This window comes from Erwinia sp. 1181_3 (assembly GCF_052824965.1).
This window is the reverse complement of sequence record NZ_VTDE01000011.1, coordinates 110,264-126,817: the sequence shown is the minus strand read 5'-3', so window position 1 is coordinate 126,817 and position 16,554 is coordinate 110,264. Positions and strand designations below refer to the sequence as shown.

Below are 16,554 nucleotides of genomic sequence, written 5' to 3'. Positions count from 1 at the left end.
GAAGAAAGAACCCCGACCGAAAGGCCGGGGTTTTTTTCGTCTGCTGTTTGTCGGTGAGCGACTCTTCAGTAGGACAAATGCGCCGGGAGCGCATTTGAACGGCGCGGAGCGTCGGCCCGAAGGGTGGCCCACAGGGAAGTGGGCCATAAACTGCCAGGCATCAAATAAGCAGACAAGCCTCATACGAAAGTATGAGGCTTTTTTGTGCTTTGAATTTGGCGATAATCGTCGATCTGACACGAAAAATCTCCGTTTTGTCAGGGGATTACCTGCTATAAAAGCCTAAATGAGATCTTCCGGATAGTTAACATTGCGAAATGCAGCCTCTGCTCGCTCAAACAAAACACTGTGCCCCCCTGCCTGCTGAAGAAATAGCATCAACTTACGGTCACCGTCCGCCAGATAGCGTTGCAGTGAACCCGCAATACTGCGGTGCAGCAATGCTTGCGTGGGGTGATCTCGCTCTTCTGTGCGTGCCCAGACCGCAGATGCTGTTCCTTTATGCTGCCACAAGTTCTGAACCAGATTATCCGGGAGCAATGGCGTATCACAGGAAGTGAATACTACCCACTCAGTTTCTGTCTGTTGCAGTGCTGCCAGCATTCCTGCTAGTGGTCCCGGGAAAGCTGCCAGCGTATCGGATATCACAGGCAACCCGCTCTGTTGATATACCTCAATATTTCGATTGGCATTAATCCATACAGTAGTGACCTGGGGCTGAAAACGCTGCAAAACATGTTGGTAGAGTGGTTTGTTCTGCCACAGCATGAGCCCTTTATCTTCGCCCCCCATACGGCTGCCACGGCCACCTGCAAGGATGACGCCGGTCACGGTTTCGCGTTCAGGGGCGGAAATTCGATTCATTAGTTTTATACCCTATGCTTAATGTTGGGTTCTTTATACAGGGACAACTGCATGAAATGCCATCGCCTTAACGAATTAATCAGCTTGCTGCAGCCTGCCTGGCAGGACGATCCTGATCTGAATTTACTTGAGTTTTTACAGAAATTAGCCGATGAAGCCGGCTTTAAGCAGCCTGTTAGTGAATTAACGGATGATGTACTGATCTATCATCTCAAGATGCGGGGCAGTGATAAAGATGCTGAAATTCCAGGGCTGAAGAAAGACTATGAGGATGATTTCAAAACAGCATTACTGCGTGCTCGGGGCGTGATTAAGGATTAAATCAGGCGGTTGACCCGCTGCCGCTGCCATTTAATGGTACTCTTGCAGGCTATTATTTATCGATTATCAGCGAGCATGCCGGATGAAAGAACCTGCTTTTAACTTCCACACCCTGACGCCTGATACCATCCTGGATGCGTTGTGGGAGACCGGTCTGCGCGTGGAATCCGGCCTGACGGCGCTAAACAGCTATGAAAACCGCGTCTACCAGTTCTCCGATGACGACAAACGGCGCTACGTGGCGAAGTTCTATCGCCCGCAGCGTTGGTCGCAGGCGCAGATAGAAGAAGAACATCAGTTCGCTGCTGAGCTGTTTGCTGATGAGATCCCACTGGCAGCCCCTCTGGAACTGAAGGGCTCAATGCTGCACCAGCACCAGGGGTTCTGGTTTGCTGTTTTTCCCAGCCTCGGCGGGCGCCAGTACGAAACCGATAATTACGATCACCTGGAATGGGTAGGGCGTTTCCTCGGACGAATCCATCAGGTGGGCCGCCGGAAAACCTTTGAGTCGCGGCCGACTATCGGATTACAGGAATACATTGATGAACCGTTACAGATTCTCACCGACAGCACGCTGGTCCCCGCAAAGCTAAAAACTGATTTACTGGGCAGTATCGGGCGTCTGCGCACAACTTTACAAAACTGCTGGCATACTCAGTGGCAGCCTTTGCGCTTACACGGCGACGGCCATCCGGGCAATATATTGTGGCGTGATGGCCCACTGTTTGTTGACCTGGATGACGCGCGTAATGGCCCTGCGGTACAAGATCTGTGGATGCTTATCAATGGCGATCGCCAGGAGCAGCGTCTGCAATGGGACATTTTGCTAGAGGCGTACGGTGAATTCTGTGAATTTGATACTCATGAATTGTCACTGATTGAACCTTTACGTGCTATGCGGATGGTTTATTATCTTGCATGGGTTGTACGCCGCTGGCACGACCCGGCTTTCCCGGCCAGTTTTCCGTGGATGACGGATGAGGATTTCTGGCGCAGACAGATTTCCACTTTTAACGAACAGAACAAGCTGCTGCAAGAGCCTCCGCTACAGCTTGCACCTGTTTTCCAGGTATGATCACCCTTTGGTTCGCCTATTGAGATGTAATCAGGAGAGAGTTTGACGATGAAAAAGATTTTATTTGCGCTCGTCGGTATGGTTCTGGCATTCAGCGCTTCTGCCGCACAATTTACCGATGGTCAGCAATACGTCACGCTGGATAAACCGGCGACTGGCGAACCACAGGTTCTCGAATTCTTCTCATTCTATTGCCCACACTGCTACCAGTTTGAGCATGTATGGCATGTGAGTGATGCCGTGAAGAAAGGCCTGCCAGAGAATGTGAAAGTCACCAAGTATCATGTTGAATTCCTGGGTGGCGAAATGGGTAAAACCGTAACGCAGGCCTGGGCAGTAGCGATGGCTCTGGGTGTGGAAGACAAAGTAACGGCACCCATTTTCGACGGTATTCAGCAGACGCAAACCATCACTGATCCTGCCAGCCTGAAAGCGGTCTTCGTTAAAGCTGCGGGTATCAAGCCTGAAGAGTACGATGCCGCCTGGAACAGCTTCGTGGTGAAATCACTGGTTGCTCAGCAAGAGAAAGCCGCAGCAGATCTGGATCTGCGTGGTGTGCCAGCGATGTTCGTCAACGGCAAATACATGGTGAATAACGGTGGCCTGGATACCAGTTCACAGGAAAACTATGTTCAGCAGTATGCCAACGTGGTGAAATTCCTGACTTCCCAGAAGTAAGCCTGCACAGACTTCCCTTAACGCCGGCGATGCCGGCGTTTTCTTTCTCGCCTTACGAGATAATTATCGTAAAAATGCCCTTTCATCAGTTGTAGATATCGTCTCTTTCTCTGAGCGTACGAACTTATATCCACATCAGCTTTATTCCGGAAAACATAAAGTTAATCCTGGAGTGAATAAATAACTAAATGATTATAAACAAAATTTAATTGTATTTTTAAATGAACTTCCACAGGTTAGCTGCTGTTAGTAAATTTACACACAAACTTATCCACAACGTGTCAATGCGAAGCGTAACGCAAAATGACAATTGTCCGTGGATTATTCGCCGTTGAGATTTCATCTTTCATAGCGAGCTGTGGCATCCTTAACGCCAATCAAAAACCAAAGAAGAACGTGACGACTTATGGCTAAAATTGCAGAAAACCCGCTGATTCTGGTAGATGGATCTTCCTACCTGTACCGTGCTTATCATGCGTTCCCTCCGCTGACCAACAGCGCAGGCGAACCTACCGGTGCAATGTACGGCGTATTAAATATGCTGCGCAGCCTGCTGCTGCAATATAAGCCAAGTCATGTAGCAGTGGTATTTGATGCCAAGGGTAAAACCTTCCGCGACGAATTATTTGAAGCTTACAAATCTCACCGTCCCCCGATGCCCGACGATCTGCGTGCGCAAATTGAACCACTGCATACCATGGTCAAAGCGATGGGGCTGCCGCTGCTGGCCATCTCAGGTGTGGAGGCTGATGATGTCATTGGTACGCTGGCGCTGGCCGCAGAGAAAATCGGTAAACCGGTGCTGATCAGCACCGGTGATAAAGATATGGCTCAGCTGGTAACGCCAAATATCACCTTAATCAACACGATGAATAATGCGATTCTTGGCCCGGATGAAGTGGTTGAGAAATACGGTATCCCTCCCTCTTTGATGATTGATTTCCTGGCACTGATGGGCGACTCCTCCGATAACATTCCGGGCGTAGCCGGTGTCGGTGAAAAAACGGCTCAGGCACTGTTACAGGGATTAGGCGGAGTGAAGGATATTTACGCCAACCTGGATAAAGTGGCAACACTGACTTTCCGCGGGGCTAAAACCATGGCCGCGAAACTGGAACAGAATAAGGAGATGGCCCTCCTCTCCTATCAGTTGGCAACGATTAAGACCGACGTGGAACTGGAATTGACCTGCGATCAGCTGACCGTTGAAGAACCGGCAGTTGAAGAACTGCTGGGGTTATTTAAACACTACGAATTTAAGCGCTGGATTGTTGATCTGGAAGAAGGTACCTGGCTGCAAGGGAATAAGAGTCGACCCACTGCCGCAAAAGGCAAAGTGGATGCAAGCGTGGAACCGGATGCCGCAGAAGTCGCTAGCGTGCTCTCTTCCGAAGGTTATGTCACCATTCTGGATGAAGCGACCTTCGATAGCTGGCTGACGAAGCTTCAGCAAAGCGAGTTGTTTGCCTTCGACCTGGAAACCGATTCGCTGGATACGCTCAGTGCTAACATCATCGGCCTGTCTTTTGCCATCGCCCCAGGTGAAGCCGCTTACCTGCCCGTTGCACATGACTACCTTGATGCACCGGATCAGTTAGATCGTCAATCCGTACTGGCACGGCTTAAACCGCTGCTCGAAAACCCCAAAGCGCTTAAAGTCGGACAGAATCTGAAGTACGACCGTGGCGTGCTGGCAAACTATGACATTGAATTACAAGGTATTCAGTTCGATACCATGCTGGAATCTTATGCGCTGAGTAGCGTTGTCGGGCGCCATGATATGGATACCCTGGCATCACGCTGGCTGGGCCATAAAACCGTAAGCTTTGAAGAGATTGCCGGCAAAGGTAAGAATCAGCTGACGTTTAACCAGATCGCGCTGGAGCAGGCGGCGCATTACGCGGCGGAAGATGCCGACGTCACGCTACAGCTGCATCTGAAAATGTGGCCAGAGTTGCAGAAAGAGCAGGGGCCAAAAGAGGTCTTTGAACAGGTTGAGATGCCGCTGGTGCCGGTCATCTCCCGTATTGAGCGCAACGGTGTGCTTATTGACCAGAATATTCTGGCGGTGCACTCGCAGGAGCTGGGCAGCCGCCTGGCAGAGCTGGAGCTGAAGGCACACGAGCTGGCAGGTGAACCGTTCAATCTCTCTTCGCCGAAGCAATTACAAACCATCCTGTTTGAAAAGCAGGGCATCAAGCCCACCAAGAAAACGCCGGGTGGCGCACCGTCGACCAGCGAAGAAGTCTTAGCTGAGCTGGCGCTGGACTATCCGCTGCCGAAGGTGATTCTGGAACATCGTGGTCTCTCTAAGCTGAAATCCACCTATACCGATAAGCTTCCGTTGATGATCAATCCACACAGCGGACGAGTACATACTTCTTATCACCAGACAGTCACGGCTACCGGGCGTCTCTCTTCCAGCGATCCGAACCTACAAAACATCCCGGTGCGTAATGATGAAGGGCGACGTATTCGTCAGGCATTTATTGCGCCGAAAGGCTGTCGCATTGTCGCGGCTGACTACTCACAGATTGAGCTACGCATCATGGCGCATCTGTCACAGGATAAAGGGCTGCTGACCGCCTTTGCCAGCGAGCAGGATATTCACCGTGCGACAGCCTCTGAAGTCTTCGGCGTTGCGCTGGATAAAGTCAGCGGCGAGCAGCGCCGTAGCGCTAAAGCGATCAACTTTGGCCTTATTTACGGCATGAGTGCTTTTGGTCTGTCACGTCAGCTCAATATTGGTGCCGGTGAAGCGAAGAAGTACATGGACCTCTACTTTGAACGTTACCCGGGTGTACTGCAGTATATGGAGAGTACCCGCGAACTGGCGGCAGAGAAAGGCTATGTCTCGACGCTGGATGGCCGCCGACTCTATCTCCCAGAGATTAAAGCGAGCAATGCGATGCGTCGTAAAGCGGCAGAGCGTGCTGCGATTAATGCACCAATGCAGGGGACCGCAGCGGATATCATCAAACGGGCAATGATTGCCGTGGATGAATGGCTGAAGCCTCAGACAAACGGTGACGTGAAAATGATCATGCAGGTACACGATGAACTGGTGTTTGAAGTGCGTGCCGATGCAGTCGATAGCGCATCAGCGAAAATCCGTCAGTTGATGGAAGGCAGCATGAAACTGGATGTACCGCTGCGCGTTGATATTGGTGTGGGTGACAACTGGGATCAGGCTCACTAAGTTCATTTTTCTCTGTCCTGTGGGCTGATGACTCTCCCGAAATCAGCTCGCAGGATTGTCCCTGCTAACATTGTCGCTTTAAACGGTTCAGCCACTCGCGTTATCCCTTTTCGCCAGTGACATCATCTAACCATCTCTGCCGCAACACTTTTTTAGTAATTAAGCTACATGATCGACTGCATTATGTGACTTGAGTTGGATAATGCATGTCGTTTTCTGAAAATTAACTACAAAAAACCCTTTTGAGCGCTCAAAAAATGATGTAAAGTTTCAGATGTAGGGTACAGAGGTAAGATGTTCTATCTTTCAGACCTTTTACTTCACGTAATCGGATTTGGCTGAATATTTTAGCCGCCCCAGTCAGTAATGACTGGGGCGTTTTTTATTGGGCGAAACGTAGGGGGCAGGCGGGTTATTCGGCAGGAATATCGTCTTCGGTTGCCGGAGGAATATCACGATACCAGCTGTCCAGCTTCTGGCTCAGTTTATCCACACCAATTTTCTTGAGTGATGAAAACGCTTCAACATCGACAGTGCCGAGGAAGGTTTTTGCCTCTTCACGAACCGCGTTCAGCTGGGCCTTACGCGCCCCGGATGCCAGTTTGTCGGCCTTAGTCAGCAAAATCAGTACTTCAATCCCGCTCTGTACGGCCCACATCACCATCTGACGATCGAGATCTTTCAGCGGATGGCGAATATCCATCAGCACTACCAGTCCCTTCAGACAATGACGATCGCGCAGGTATTCCGCCAGCGCACGTTGCCATTTGAGCTTCATCTCTTCCGGGACCTGCGCGTAACCGTAGCCTGGCAGGTCGACCAGACGGTAGCCTTCAGCAACCTGGAAAAGGTTGATCAATTGGGTACGACCAGGGGTTTTACTGGTACGAGCCAGGCCTTTCTGGTTAGTCAGCGTATTCAGTGCGCTGGATTTACCCGCGTTAGAACGCCCGGCAAAAGCAACCTCAATGCCAGTATCGGCAGGCAGGTGGCGGATATCGGGGGCGCTGGTGACAAAATGGGTTACGTGATAATTCCAGCCAGACAAAATAGATACTCCAGGTAAGAAAGGACAATTGTGCTGATTATACCCTGTATAGCGGTAAAGCGCCCGGTAAGACACTGCATGATCGAGTGCTGTGAGACATTGACCATTCACCCTGCGAGCACTCTCTGTATTTTGAAATTAAAAAAATGGATTTTTTACTAATTTTCATAGGGTTGTGAAATGGCCAAAAAAAACAGAGTAAAAATTACTTATGTCACCTTGTTTGCCGGACTGGTTAGTCTACATTTGTATCCAGAAACAGGATATTTCACTTCAGGATGAAGTGCTCAGGGAGCATCAGGACGATCTCGGGCAGGGAAGGAAATGTGCACAGGTGTGCGCGACAAGGATTCAGGAACGCTCACAGGATTGAGTAAAGGCAAAGGAAAACAGGGATGCTGGCTGCTAATAAGGATGCTGACATTGTCAGTCCTTCTGCGGAAGGTGCGAAAAAAGGCGACAGGGTGACCTGCCGCCTTTTTTCTTTGTCTGCTTTCTGCTAGATTTCGCGGCAATTCTATACTGAAGATAAACGTCTGAGAGCAGAAACCATGAAGCAACCTGCACGCACGCCCCAGGATAAAAAACCGGGAGCCAAAGTGAAACGTAAAACGCGTGATGAGATTAATCAGGAAGCGCGAGACCGCAAGCGTGATAAAAAGCACAGCGGCAATAGTTCCGGCAGCCGGGCTAACCCGGTCGCCGAGAGCAAGAAAGGCGCTAACGGCAAACCGGCCAAAGACCCACGTATCGGCAGTAAAAAACCGATTGCCCTGGGCCCGGATGTGGTTGCCAGCAAGCCGAAGCCGGCAAAAGTGGCAAAACCCGTTGTAGAGAAGAAGGCTCGTCTGTCACCAGAAGAAGAACTGGCGCAGTTGGAAAATGACGAGCGTCTGGATGCGTTGCTCGATCGTCTGGAAAATGGCGATGCACTGTCAGCTGAAGAGCAGGCGTGGCTGGATCAGTCACTGGATCGTATCGACGTGCTGATGGAGCAGTTAGGGATTGCCCTGGACGATGACGCACAAGATGAGCAGGCAGAAGAAGATATGTATCGCCTGCTCAAAGGCGGCCAGTGATCCTCTCGTCTCTCTGACGTAACATGAGGCAGCGCAATTTAGCGCTGCCTTTTCTTTGTAGGGTTTTTGGTGATGATTTGGCCTGGATCAATTATTGCGCTGATTCTGCTGTGCTGGCTGGGGTGGTTATTCGTTAAACTACAGCGGCTATCGCGGCTGAAAACCCGGCTGCGCAGCAAGATCGTCAGCCAGCAGCTTCCTGTCACGCGGCGGTCAATGCGACGACGATAAGGGAAGCCGCCATGCAGATGCAGACCACAGAGTGGGATCTCCCGCTCATTCAGAAGTACAATACCGCCGGTCCCCGCTATACCTCTTATCCGACCGCACTGGAATTCCATCAGGATTACGACGAGCCGGCTTTTCTTCAGGCAACGCAGCGTTACCCTGAACGGCCGCTGTCGCTCTATCTGCACATCCCCTTTTGCCACAAGCTATGTTACTTCTGCGGTTGTAATAAGCAGGTCACGCGTCAGCAGCATAAAGCGGATGACTATCTGGATGTACTGGTGCAGGAAATCGCCCTGCGTGCACCGCTGTTCCAGCATCGCACCGTCAGTCAGATGCACTGGGGGGGCGGCACTCCCACTTTCCTCAATAAAGCGCAAATCAGCCGACTGATGACCTGTCTGCGCCAGCACTTTCACTTTACGGAGGGTGCTGAGATCTCAATTGAAGTCGACCCGCGGGAAATTGAGCTCACCGTGCTTGATCATCTGCGAGCCGAAGGTTTTAACCGCCTGAGCATGGGCGTGCAGGATTTTAATAAGCAGGTGCAGGAGAAGGTGAATCGCGTACAGGATGAAGCGATGATCTTTTCCCTGATGGCACGGGCGCGTGAGCTGGGTTTTGCCTCCACGAATATTGATCTGATTTATGGCCTGCCTGCACAGACCCCAGAGAGTTTTGCTTTCACTTTGCAAAAAGTGGCTGAGCTGAACCCGGATCGTCTGAGTGTCTTTAACTATGCTCATATGCCCGCACTGTTCCCCGCTCAGCGTAAAATCAAGGATGAGGAGCTGCCCGGCGCCCTGGAAAAGCTGGAGATTTTGCGGCAAACCATCACGACGCTCACCGCGCAAGGGTATCAGTTTATCGGCATGGACCACTTTGCCCGGCACAATGACGAACTGGCTATTGCTCAGCGTGGGGGGAAACTGCACCGCAACTTCCAGGGATACACGACGCAGGGTGACAGTGACCTGCTGGGAATGGGCGTTTCAGCGATTAGTATGATCGGGGACAGCTACGCGCAAAACCACAAAGAGCTGAAACACTATTACGCAGAAATACGGGCAGGAAAAACCGCCCTGTGGCGCGGCTTGCAATTGAGTGAAGATGATTGTCTGCGGCGGGATGTGATTAAAAGTCTGATCTGCAACTTCTCGCTGTCATTTGACGCCATCAGTACGCAATGGGGAATTCACTTCCGTGAGTATTTTGCCGACGATCTGGCTCTGCTGACGCCACTGATGGTGGACGGGCTGGTGGAATGCCACGACAGCCGCCTTGTCGTCACCGCTAAGGGCCGTTTACTGATAAGGAATATCTGCATGTGCTTCGACCGTTACCTGCGTCAGAAAGCATCTGGGGGACAATTTTCACGGGTGATCTGATGGCCGGGGCGACCGAAAAAAATGGTCGCCCCAAAGGCCCGATCGGAAAAAATGATCGGACCCTACAGCTGGAACGTGTAGGGGCGGACCTTCTTTTTCGGTCCGCTCTTTATCCGCCCTCGTCTGTTATTCCATTCCCAGCTCTTTCAGCTTACGTGTTAGCGTATTGCGTCCCCAGCCCAGCAGACGAGCCGCTTCCTGTTTATGACCCTGCGTATGACGCAGGGCGGTAGTCAGCAGCGTACGCTCCATCTCGGGTTGCGCTTCCGACAGCAGGTTTTGATGACCGGAGCGCAGTGCGCGGTCCGCCCACTGTGCCAGCAACGTCGCCCAGCTGTCCGGCAATGACTGAACAGGGTTTTCTGGCGTCGATGTTTCAAACAGCTCTGGCGGTAGATCCTGGATCAGGACTTCCTGCCCGGCGGCCATCACCGTCAGCCAGCGACAGGTATTCTCCAGCTGGCGAACGTTGCCAGACCAGTGCAACCGCGTGAGCGCGGTTTCCGTTTCAGGATGCAGGATCTTGGCTTCCACCCCCAGTTCTCTGGCGGCGACCTGTAAGAAGTAACGCGCCAGACGCGGAATATCTTCGCGACGCTCACGCAGGGGAGGCAGATGCACACGGATCACGTTCAGGCGGTGGAATAAATCCTCACGGAATTTCCCCTCATGCACGCGCAGCTCCAGATTCTGGTGGGTCGCAGCAATAATACGCACATCCACCTTGACCGGCGCATAGCCCCCGACACGATAGAACTGACCATCGGCCAGCACTCGCAGCAGACGGGTCTGAACATCCAGTGGCATATCGCCAATTTCATCGAGGAACAGCGTACCGCCATCGGCCTGTTCAAAACGACCTTGTCGAATTTGATTGGCACCGGTAAACGCCCCTTTCTCATGACCAAACAGTTCTGATTCGATCAGGTCTTTAGGGATCGCGGCCATATTCAGCGCGATAAATGGCGCTTTCGCACGCGGACTGTGGCGATGCAGTGCATGAGCAACCAGCTCTTTACCCGTACCGGATTCACCGTTAATCAGCACACTGATCGACGAGCGCGACAGGCGGCCGATAATACGAAAAACATCCTGCATTGCTGGCGCTTCACCGATGATATCGGTGGTAGGCCCGCTGACGGGCTGATTGCGCGGCTGCTGCTGCTCTTGATAGTGACTGATGGCGCGCTCAACCAGTGCAACGGCTTCATCAATATCGAAAGGCTTCGGCAGGTAATCAAACGCGCCCTGTTGATAAGCGCTGACGGCAGCATCCAGGTCTGAGTGCGCTGTCATAATGATCACCGGCAGCATAGGGTGCCGCTGTTTGATCTGCTTTAACAGCGCCAGGCCGTCCATACCGGGCATACGAATATCTGACAGTAAAACGTCTGGGGTTTTGGTCGCAAGGGCTTCCAGTACCTCGTTTGCGCTGTCAAACGTTGCGCAGTTTAAACCAGCTCCGGTCAGCGCGCGTTCAAGCACCCAGCGGATGGAGCTATCGTCATCGACGATCCAAACTATCCCTCGTTGCATAGAAACCTCACTGGCGAATAGGCAGGTAAACCGAGAATTCAGTGTGTCCAGGCCAGCTGTGGAACTCTATTTTTCCCGAATGCTGATCGATCAGGCTGCGGGCAATCGATAACCCCAGCCCGGTACCGCCTTCGCGGCCGCTTACCATCGGGTAAAACAGCGTATCCTGCAGCTGTGCCGGAATGCCGGGGCCGTCATCTTCAATATCGATGCGTGCCACCAGGCGATAGCGTGTTCCGTGCAGCGTTAACTGGAACGCCGTTCGGGTACGTAAAGTAATCGTGCCGCCTTCTTCACCCAACGCCTGCAGGGCGTTGCGTACTACATTCAAAAGGACTTGTTCTATCTGGTCCGGGTCGTGCGGCAGTTCAGGCAGGCTCGGGTCATAATCGCGGACAAGCACCACATTATCGGGCAGCTCCATCGAGACCAGATTCACCACACGTTCAGCCACCTGATGGATGCTTTGTGTGACATGCATACCGGGCTGTTGCGGGCCAAGCAGACGGTCGACCAGATTGCGCAGGCGATCGGCCTGTTCAATGATGACCTTGGTGTATTCCGTTAACGCCGGGTCGGGCAGGGCTCTGGCCAGCAGTTGTGCTGCACCGCGTAGCCCACCCAGCGGGTTTTTAATTTCGTGTGCCAGTCCACGCACTAAATCACGTGCTGCTACCTGCTGCGCATGTTGTAGCTGTTCCTGACTCAGCCGGCGCTGATTATCCATGGGCGCCATTTCCAGCAGAATCAATCCTTCGGGCAGACGTTGTGCGGTGAGCGACATAATGTGCGCACGGCTGTCGACCACCAGGGTCACTTCGCTGTCGGTAAAACCTTGTCCGGCATCCAGACTTTCGAGCATGACCTCAATATTCAGGGAAAAATAACCCATCAGTTCCGGCAGTGGCGTACCAAACAGCTTGCGGGAACTTTGCGCCAGCAGTTGCTGCGCGGCAGGGTTGGCGTAATGAACCACCAACGCACCATCAACCAGTAAGATACTGTTGATCAGTGAATTGAGAATCTGCCCAGCATCGGGCAGCGGGCCAGTTGCCATACAGCATTCTCCTGAAGTAGTTATGCACCAATTTAGTGCATTATAGCCATAAAACGCGAAAATCGTCTGACATTACCGGGAATTCGTGGTGAAAAAAGCCCATCCTGAGATGGGCTGAAAGTTTCCACGGCAACAAAATCCCAGACGTCTTTCACGCCGCAGCTGTGTTGGCTTCTCTCAGTCACCCGAATCACTTAGCGGACTAAGCTCATCGGGCCTCCTTCGATTGCCGCCTTGCTGCAACATGAAATTCGTCGGGCTTACTTCTAAATTAAACGCTGTAGTACAGTTCGAACTCAACCGGATGCGGAGTCATACGAACGCGGTCCATTTCTGCTTTACGCAGCTCGATATAAGCTTCGATAGCATCGTCAGTGAACACGCCACCACGGGTCAGGAACTCGCGGTCTTCGTTCAGTGCAGCCAGGGCTTCGTCCAGAGAACCTGCAACTTTTGGAATCTCAGCTTCTTCTTCCGGTGGCAGGTCGTACAGGTTTTTGTCCATTGCATCGCCAGGGTGGATCTTGTTGATGATGCCGTCCAGGCCAGCCATCAGCAGTGCAGCGAAGCACAGGTATGGGTTTGCAGCAGGGTCAGGGAAGCGCGCTTCAATACGGCGTGCTTTCGGGCTGGCAACCACTGGGATACGGATAGAAGCAGAACGGTTACGGGCAGAGTAAGCCAGCATAACTGGCGCTTCGTAGCCTGGGACCAGACGCTTATAGGAGTTAGTGGTCGGGTTCGCCAGAGCATTGATTGCTTTAGCGTGTTTGATTACACCACCGATGTAGAACAGCGCCATTTCAGACAGGCCGCCGTATTTGTCACCCGCGAACAGGTTAGTGCCGCCTTTTGACAGAGACATATGGCAGTGCATTCCAGAACCGTTATCACCGAACATCGGTTTTGGCATGAAGGTCGCGGTTTTGCCGTAAGCGTGAGCGACGTTGTGCACAACATATTTGTAGATCTGAATTTCGTCAGCTTTTTTGGTCATGGTATTGAAGCGGGTTGCCACTTCGTTCTGACCCGCCGTTGCCACTTCGTGGTGGTGAGCTTCAACGACCAGGCCCATCTGTTCCATGGTCAGACACATTGCAGAACGGATATCCTGCGCTGAGTCGACGGGTGGCACTGGGAAGTAGCCGCCTTTCAGACCTGGACGGTGGCCTTTGTTACCGCCTTCATATTCTTTACCGGAGTTCCAGTAAGCTTCGATGTCGTCGATAGCAACGTGTGAACCTGAAGTGCTGCTGCCGAAACGGATATCATCGAACAGGAAGAACTCTGGCTCTGGCCCAAACAGAACGGTGTCTGCAATGCCGGAAGAGCGCAGGAAATCTTCAGCGCGTTTCGCGATGGAACGCGGGTCGCGGTCGTAGCCCTGCATGGTGCCTGGCTCGAGGATGTCACAACGGATGATCAGTGTAGAATCAGCAAAGAACGGGTCAATGACTGCGGTGGTTGAGTCTGGCATCAGAACCATGTCGGATTCGTTGATACCTTTCCAGCCACCAATCGAGGAGCCGTCAAACATTTTGCCTTCTTCGAAGAAGTCAGCGTTAACCTGATGAGCAGGGATAGTCACGTGCTGCTCTTTACCTTTGGTATCGGTAAAACGCAGGTCAACAAATTTGACTTCGTGCTCGTTCATCATCGACAGAACGTGTTCAGCGGACATACTTAACTCTCCTGGATTTTGTCATTGGCGTCGTGTTTAGAGAACTTCACCGGTGCGCTTTGCTATTCGCCGCGCTAACTCCGATAATAAAGATCTCTCACAAGCTTACAACCGTTGTGGAAACTGGCGTTTTTCGCTTAATGAGTATTTGCGAAATCTATGCCAACTTTTTTATTTAACGAAAAAAGCGCTATGATGCGCCCTCTCGTGAGACGAGGACTGCACCACGATGGAAGTCGCGCACCATTTTGGTGCCATTGAATGATAAATGGGCACTCTTTTGGTGCAAATTTTCGTCCAAGTGCAATGTTTGCACTGAAAATGGCTGTAAATGCAATCCGGACAGTTATCTTTATATGAAATATGTGATCCTGTTCAGTCCTTCGATTAATCCGTGTACAATAGCGCGCTATTTCTAATGCCTGAGGCAAAGCTGTGATCGAAAATTTGCGTAACATCGCCATTATTGCCCACGTTGACCATGGTAAAACTACCTTGGTTGATAAGTTGCTGCAGCAGTCCGGGACCTTTGATGCCCGTACCGAAGCAACCGAACGCGTAATGGACTCCAACGATTTGGAGAAAGAGCGTGGGATTACCATCCTCGCAAAAAACACCGCCATTAAATGGAATGACTACCGCATCAACATCGTGGATACCCCAGGACACGCCGACTTCGGCGGTGAGGTAGAGCGTGTGATGTCAATGGTCGACTCGGTGCTGCTGGTTGTGGATGCAATGGATGGCCCGATGCCGCAAACCCGTTTCGTGACCAAAAAAGCGTTTGCTAATGGTCTGAAGCCGATCGTGGTAATTAACAAAGTCGACCGCCCTGGCGCGCGTCCTGACTGGGTTGTTGATCAGGTGTTTGACCTGTTCGTTAACCTGGATGCGACCGACGAGCAGCTCGACTTCCCGATTATCTATGCTTCAGCCCTGAACGGTATTGCAGGCCTGGATCACAACGATATGGCGGAAGACATGACCCCGCTGTATGAGGCGATTGTTAAGCACGTCTCTCCACCACAGGTTGAGCTGGAAGCCCCGCTGCAGATGCAAATCTCCCAGCTGGACTACAACAACTACCTGGGTGTTATCGGTATCGGCCGTATCAAGCGCGGTAAAGTGCGTCCTAACCAGCAGATCACTGTGATCAACAGCGAAGGCAAAACCCGTAACGCTAAAGTCGGTAAAGTTCTGACCCATATGGGCCTGGAGCGTATCGAAGCGACTGAAGCGGAAGCCGGCGACATCATCGCTATCACCGGTCTGGGCGAACTGAACATCTCTGACACCATCTGTGATACTCAGAATGTGGAAGCGCTGCCAGCCCTGAGCGTTGATGAACCAACGGTTACCATGTTCTTCTGCGTTAACACCTCTCCGTTCTGCGGTAAAGAAGGTAAGTATGTGACTTCACGTCAGATCCTTGACCGTCTGAACAAAGAACTGGTGCACAACGTGGCACTGCGTGTTGAAGAAACCCCAGATGCTGACGCCTTCCGCGTATCAGGTCGTGGTGAACTTCACCTGTCAGTTCTGATCGAAAACATGCGTCGTGAAGGTTTCGAGCTGGCGGTATCCCGTCCAAAAGTTATCTTCCGTGAATTCGAAGGCCGCAAGCAGGAGCCATTCGAAAACGTGACCCTCGACATCGAAGAACAGCATCAGGGTTCTGTGATGCAGGCGATGGGTGAGCGTAAAGGTGACATGAAAAACATGGATCCGGATGGCAAAGGCCGTGTGCGTCTCGACTATGAGATCCCAAGCCGTGGTCTGATCGGTTTCCGTAACGAATTCATGACCATGACTTCCGGTACCGGTCTGCTGTACTCCACCTTCAGCCACTACGACGATGTGCGTCAAGGCGAAGTTGGCCAGCGTCAGAACGGCGTGCTGATCTCTAACGGCCAGGGTAAAGCAGTCGCGTTCGCCCTGTTCAGCCTGCAGGATCGCGGTAAGCTGTTCCTCGGCCACGGTGCTGAAGTGTATGAAGGCCAGATCATCGGTATTCACTCACGTTCTAACGACCTGACTGTGAACTGCCTGACCGGTAAGAAGCTGACCAACATGCGTGCTTCCGGTACTGATGAAGCCACCACTCTGGTTCCACCTCAGAAAATGACCCTCGAGCAGGCGCTTGAGTTCATTGATGATGACGAACTGGTCGAAGTGACTCCACAGTCTGTACGTATCCGTAAACGTCACCTGACTGAAAACGACCGTAAGCGCGCAAGCCGCGGTCCGAAAGAAGCGTAATACCGCTTTTCTCAGGGCCGGAGTTTTCTCCGGTCCTGAGCTTCCTTCTGAATCTTCTCCGCAGTTTTCAAAATCCTCACCTGTTCAGTCTCTCCATTTACCGCTAGAGTGAATAACTCACCGGAACAAAAGGAGATGGCC

General features: G+C 52.0%; 13 protein-coding genes. 8 read left to right on the top strand and 5 right to left on the bottom strand.

What is annotated here, in order from left to right:
* Window positions 1–282: 282 nt before the first annotated feature.
* The gene (gene mobA / locus FY046_RS20255) at window positions 283–864 is read right to left on the bottom strand and encodes a molybdenum cofactor guanylyltransferase MobA (protein ID WP_159338297.1); all 582 of its coding nucleotides are present in this window, start codon (window positions 862–864) and stop codon (window positions 283–285) included.
* Between the two features lie 51 nt (window positions 865–915).
* Between mobA and FY046_RS20250 the strand changes: the two genes are divergently transcribed.
* The 5 genes from FY046_RS20250 (at window position 916) to FY046_RS20230 (ending at window position 6,479) form a co-directional block, all read left to right on the top strand.
* Window positions 916–1,185 (top strand): YihD family protein, encoded by a 270-nt coding sequence (locus tag FY046_RS20250; protein WP_133846484.1) that lies wholly within the window; start codon window positions 916–918, stop codon window positions 1,183–1,185.
* Between the two features lie 82 nt (window positions 1,186–1,267).
* Window positions 1,268–2,260, top strand: coding sequence for a serine/threonine protein kinase (locus FY046_RS20245; RefSeq protein WP_446186425.1), 993 nt, complete (start codon window positions 1,268–1,270; stop codon window positions 2,258–2,260).
* A gap of 48 nt (window positions 2,261–2,308) precedes the next feature.
* Entirely contained in the window at window positions 2,309–2,938 is a 630-nt protein-coding gene (gene dsbA, locus FY046_RS20240) for a thiol:disulfide interchange protein DsbA (RefSeq protein ID WP_133846482.1), read from the top strand.
* A gap of 406 nt (window positions 2,939–3,344) precedes the next feature.
* Window positions 3,345–6,137, top strand: a complete 2,793-nt coding sequence (polA, locus tag FY046_RS20235; RefSeq protein ID WP_159338300.1) for a DNA polymerase I — start codon at window positions 3,345–3,347, stop codon at window positions 6,135–6,137.
* 294 nt (window positions 6,138–6,431) lie between these two features.
* Window positions 6,432–6,479, top strand: a complete 48-nt coding sequence (locus FY046_RS20230) for a spot 42 RNA, inhibition of DNA synthesis (protein WP_071892919.1) — start codon at window positions 6,432–6,434, stop codon at window positions 6,477–6,479.
* 70 nt (window positions 6,480–6,549) lie between these two features.
* Here the strand turns inward: FY046_RS20230 and yihA are convergent, their stop codons facing one another.
* Window positions 6,550–7,185 (bottom strand): ribosome biogenesis GTP-binding protein YihA/YsxC, encoded by a 636-nt coding sequence (gene yihA / locus FY046_RS20225; protein WP_133846480.1) that lies wholly within the window; start codon window positions 7,183–7,185, stop codon window positions 6,550–6,552.
* A 551-nt stretch (window positions 7,186–7,736) separates the two neighbouring features.
* On the opposite strand from yihA, the gene yihI reads away from it, so the two are divergent.
* Window positions 7,737–8,264: a Der GTPase-activating protein YihI gene (gene yihI / locus FY046_RS20220; protein WP_167864791.1), complete on the top strand. Its 528-nt coding sequence runs from the start codon at window positions 7,737–7,739 to the stop codon at window positions 8,262–8,264.
* 242 nt (window positions 8,265–8,506) lie between these two features.
* Complete coding sequence (hemN, locus tag FY046_RS20215; RefSeq protein WP_133846477.1) at window positions 8,507–9,880, top strand: oxygen-independent coproporphyrinogen III oxidase; 1,374 nt, start codon at window positions 8,507–8,509, stop codon at window positions 9,878–9,880.
* A 126-nt stretch (window positions 9,881–10,006) separates the two neighbouring features.
* Here the strand turns inward: hemN and glnG are convergent, their stop codons facing one another.
* From glnG to glnA, 3 genes are all read right to left on the bottom strand, one after another.
* A complete protein-coding gene (glnG, locus tag FY046_RS20210; RefSeq protein WP_133846476.1) occupies window positions 10,007–11,416 on the bottom strand; it encodes a nitrogen regulation protein NR(I) in 1,410 nt (469 codons plus the stop codon).
* Window positions 11,417–11,423: 7 nt separating this feature from the next.
* Window positions 11,424–12,473: a nitrogen regulation protein NR(II) gene (glnL, locus tag FY046_RS20205; protein WP_133846475.1), complete on the bottom strand. Its 1,050-nt coding sequence runs from the start codon at window positions 12,471–12,473 to the stop codon at window positions 11,424–11,426.
* A 271-nt stretch (window positions 12,474–12,744) separates the two neighbouring features.
* Window positions 12,745–14,154, bottom strand: coding sequence for a glutamate--ammonia ligase (glnA, locus tag FY046_RS20200; protein ID WP_133846474.1), 1,410 nt, complete (start codon window positions 14,152–14,154; stop codon window positions 12,745–12,747).
* A 435-nt stretch (window positions 14,155–14,589) separates the two neighbouring features.
* Here glnA and typA point away from each other — a divergent pair, with 435 nt between their 5' ends.
* Complete coding sequence (gene typA, locus FY046_RS20195; protein WP_133846473.1) at window positions 14,590–16,413, top strand: ribosome-dependent GTPase TypA; 1,824 nt, start codon at window positions 14,590–14,592, stop codon at window positions 16,411–16,413.
* The last annotated feature ends 141 nt before the right edge of the window (window positions 16,414–16,554 follow it).

Bases quoted from the DNA above. Each gene is read 5' to 3' on its own strand.
- polA (WP_159338300.1), top strand. From the start codon at position 3,345: ATGGCTAAAATTGCAGAAAACCCGCTGATTCTGGTAGATGGATCTTCC.
- FY046_RS20245 (WP_446186425.1), top strand. From the start codon at position 1,268: ATGAAAGAACCTGCTTTTAACTTCCACACCCTGACGCCTGATACCATC.
- hemN (WP_133846477.1), top strand. From the start codon at position 8,507: ATGCAGATGCAGACCACAGAGTGGGATCTCCCGCTCATTCAGAAGTAC.
- dsbA (WP_133846482.1), top strand. From the start codon at position 2,309: ATGAAAAAGATTTTATTTGCGCTCGTCGGTATGGTTCTGGCATTCAGC.
- mobA (WP_159338297.1), bottom strand. From the start codon at position 864: ATGAATCGAATTTCCGCCCCTGAACGCGAAACCGTGACCGGCGTCATC.
- FY046_RS20250 (WP_133846484.1), top strand. From the start codon at position 916: ATGAAATGCCATCGCCTTAACGAATTAATCAGCTTGCTGCAGCCTGCC.
- yihI (WP_167864791.1), top strand. From the start codon at position 7,737: ATGAAGCAACCTGCACGCACGCCCCAGGATAAAAAACCGGGAGCCAAA.
- glnL (WP_133846475.1), bottom strand. From the start codon at position 12,473: ATGGCAACTGGCCCGCTGCCCGATGCTGGGCAGATTCTCAATTCACTG.
- glnG (WP_133846476.1), bottom strand. From the start codon at position 11,416: ATGCAACGAGGGATAGTTTGGATCGTCGATGACGATAGCTCCATCCGC.
- glnA (WP_133846474.1), bottom strand. From the start codon at position 14,154: ATGTCCGCTGAACACGTTCTGTCGATGATGAACGAGCACGAAGTCAAA.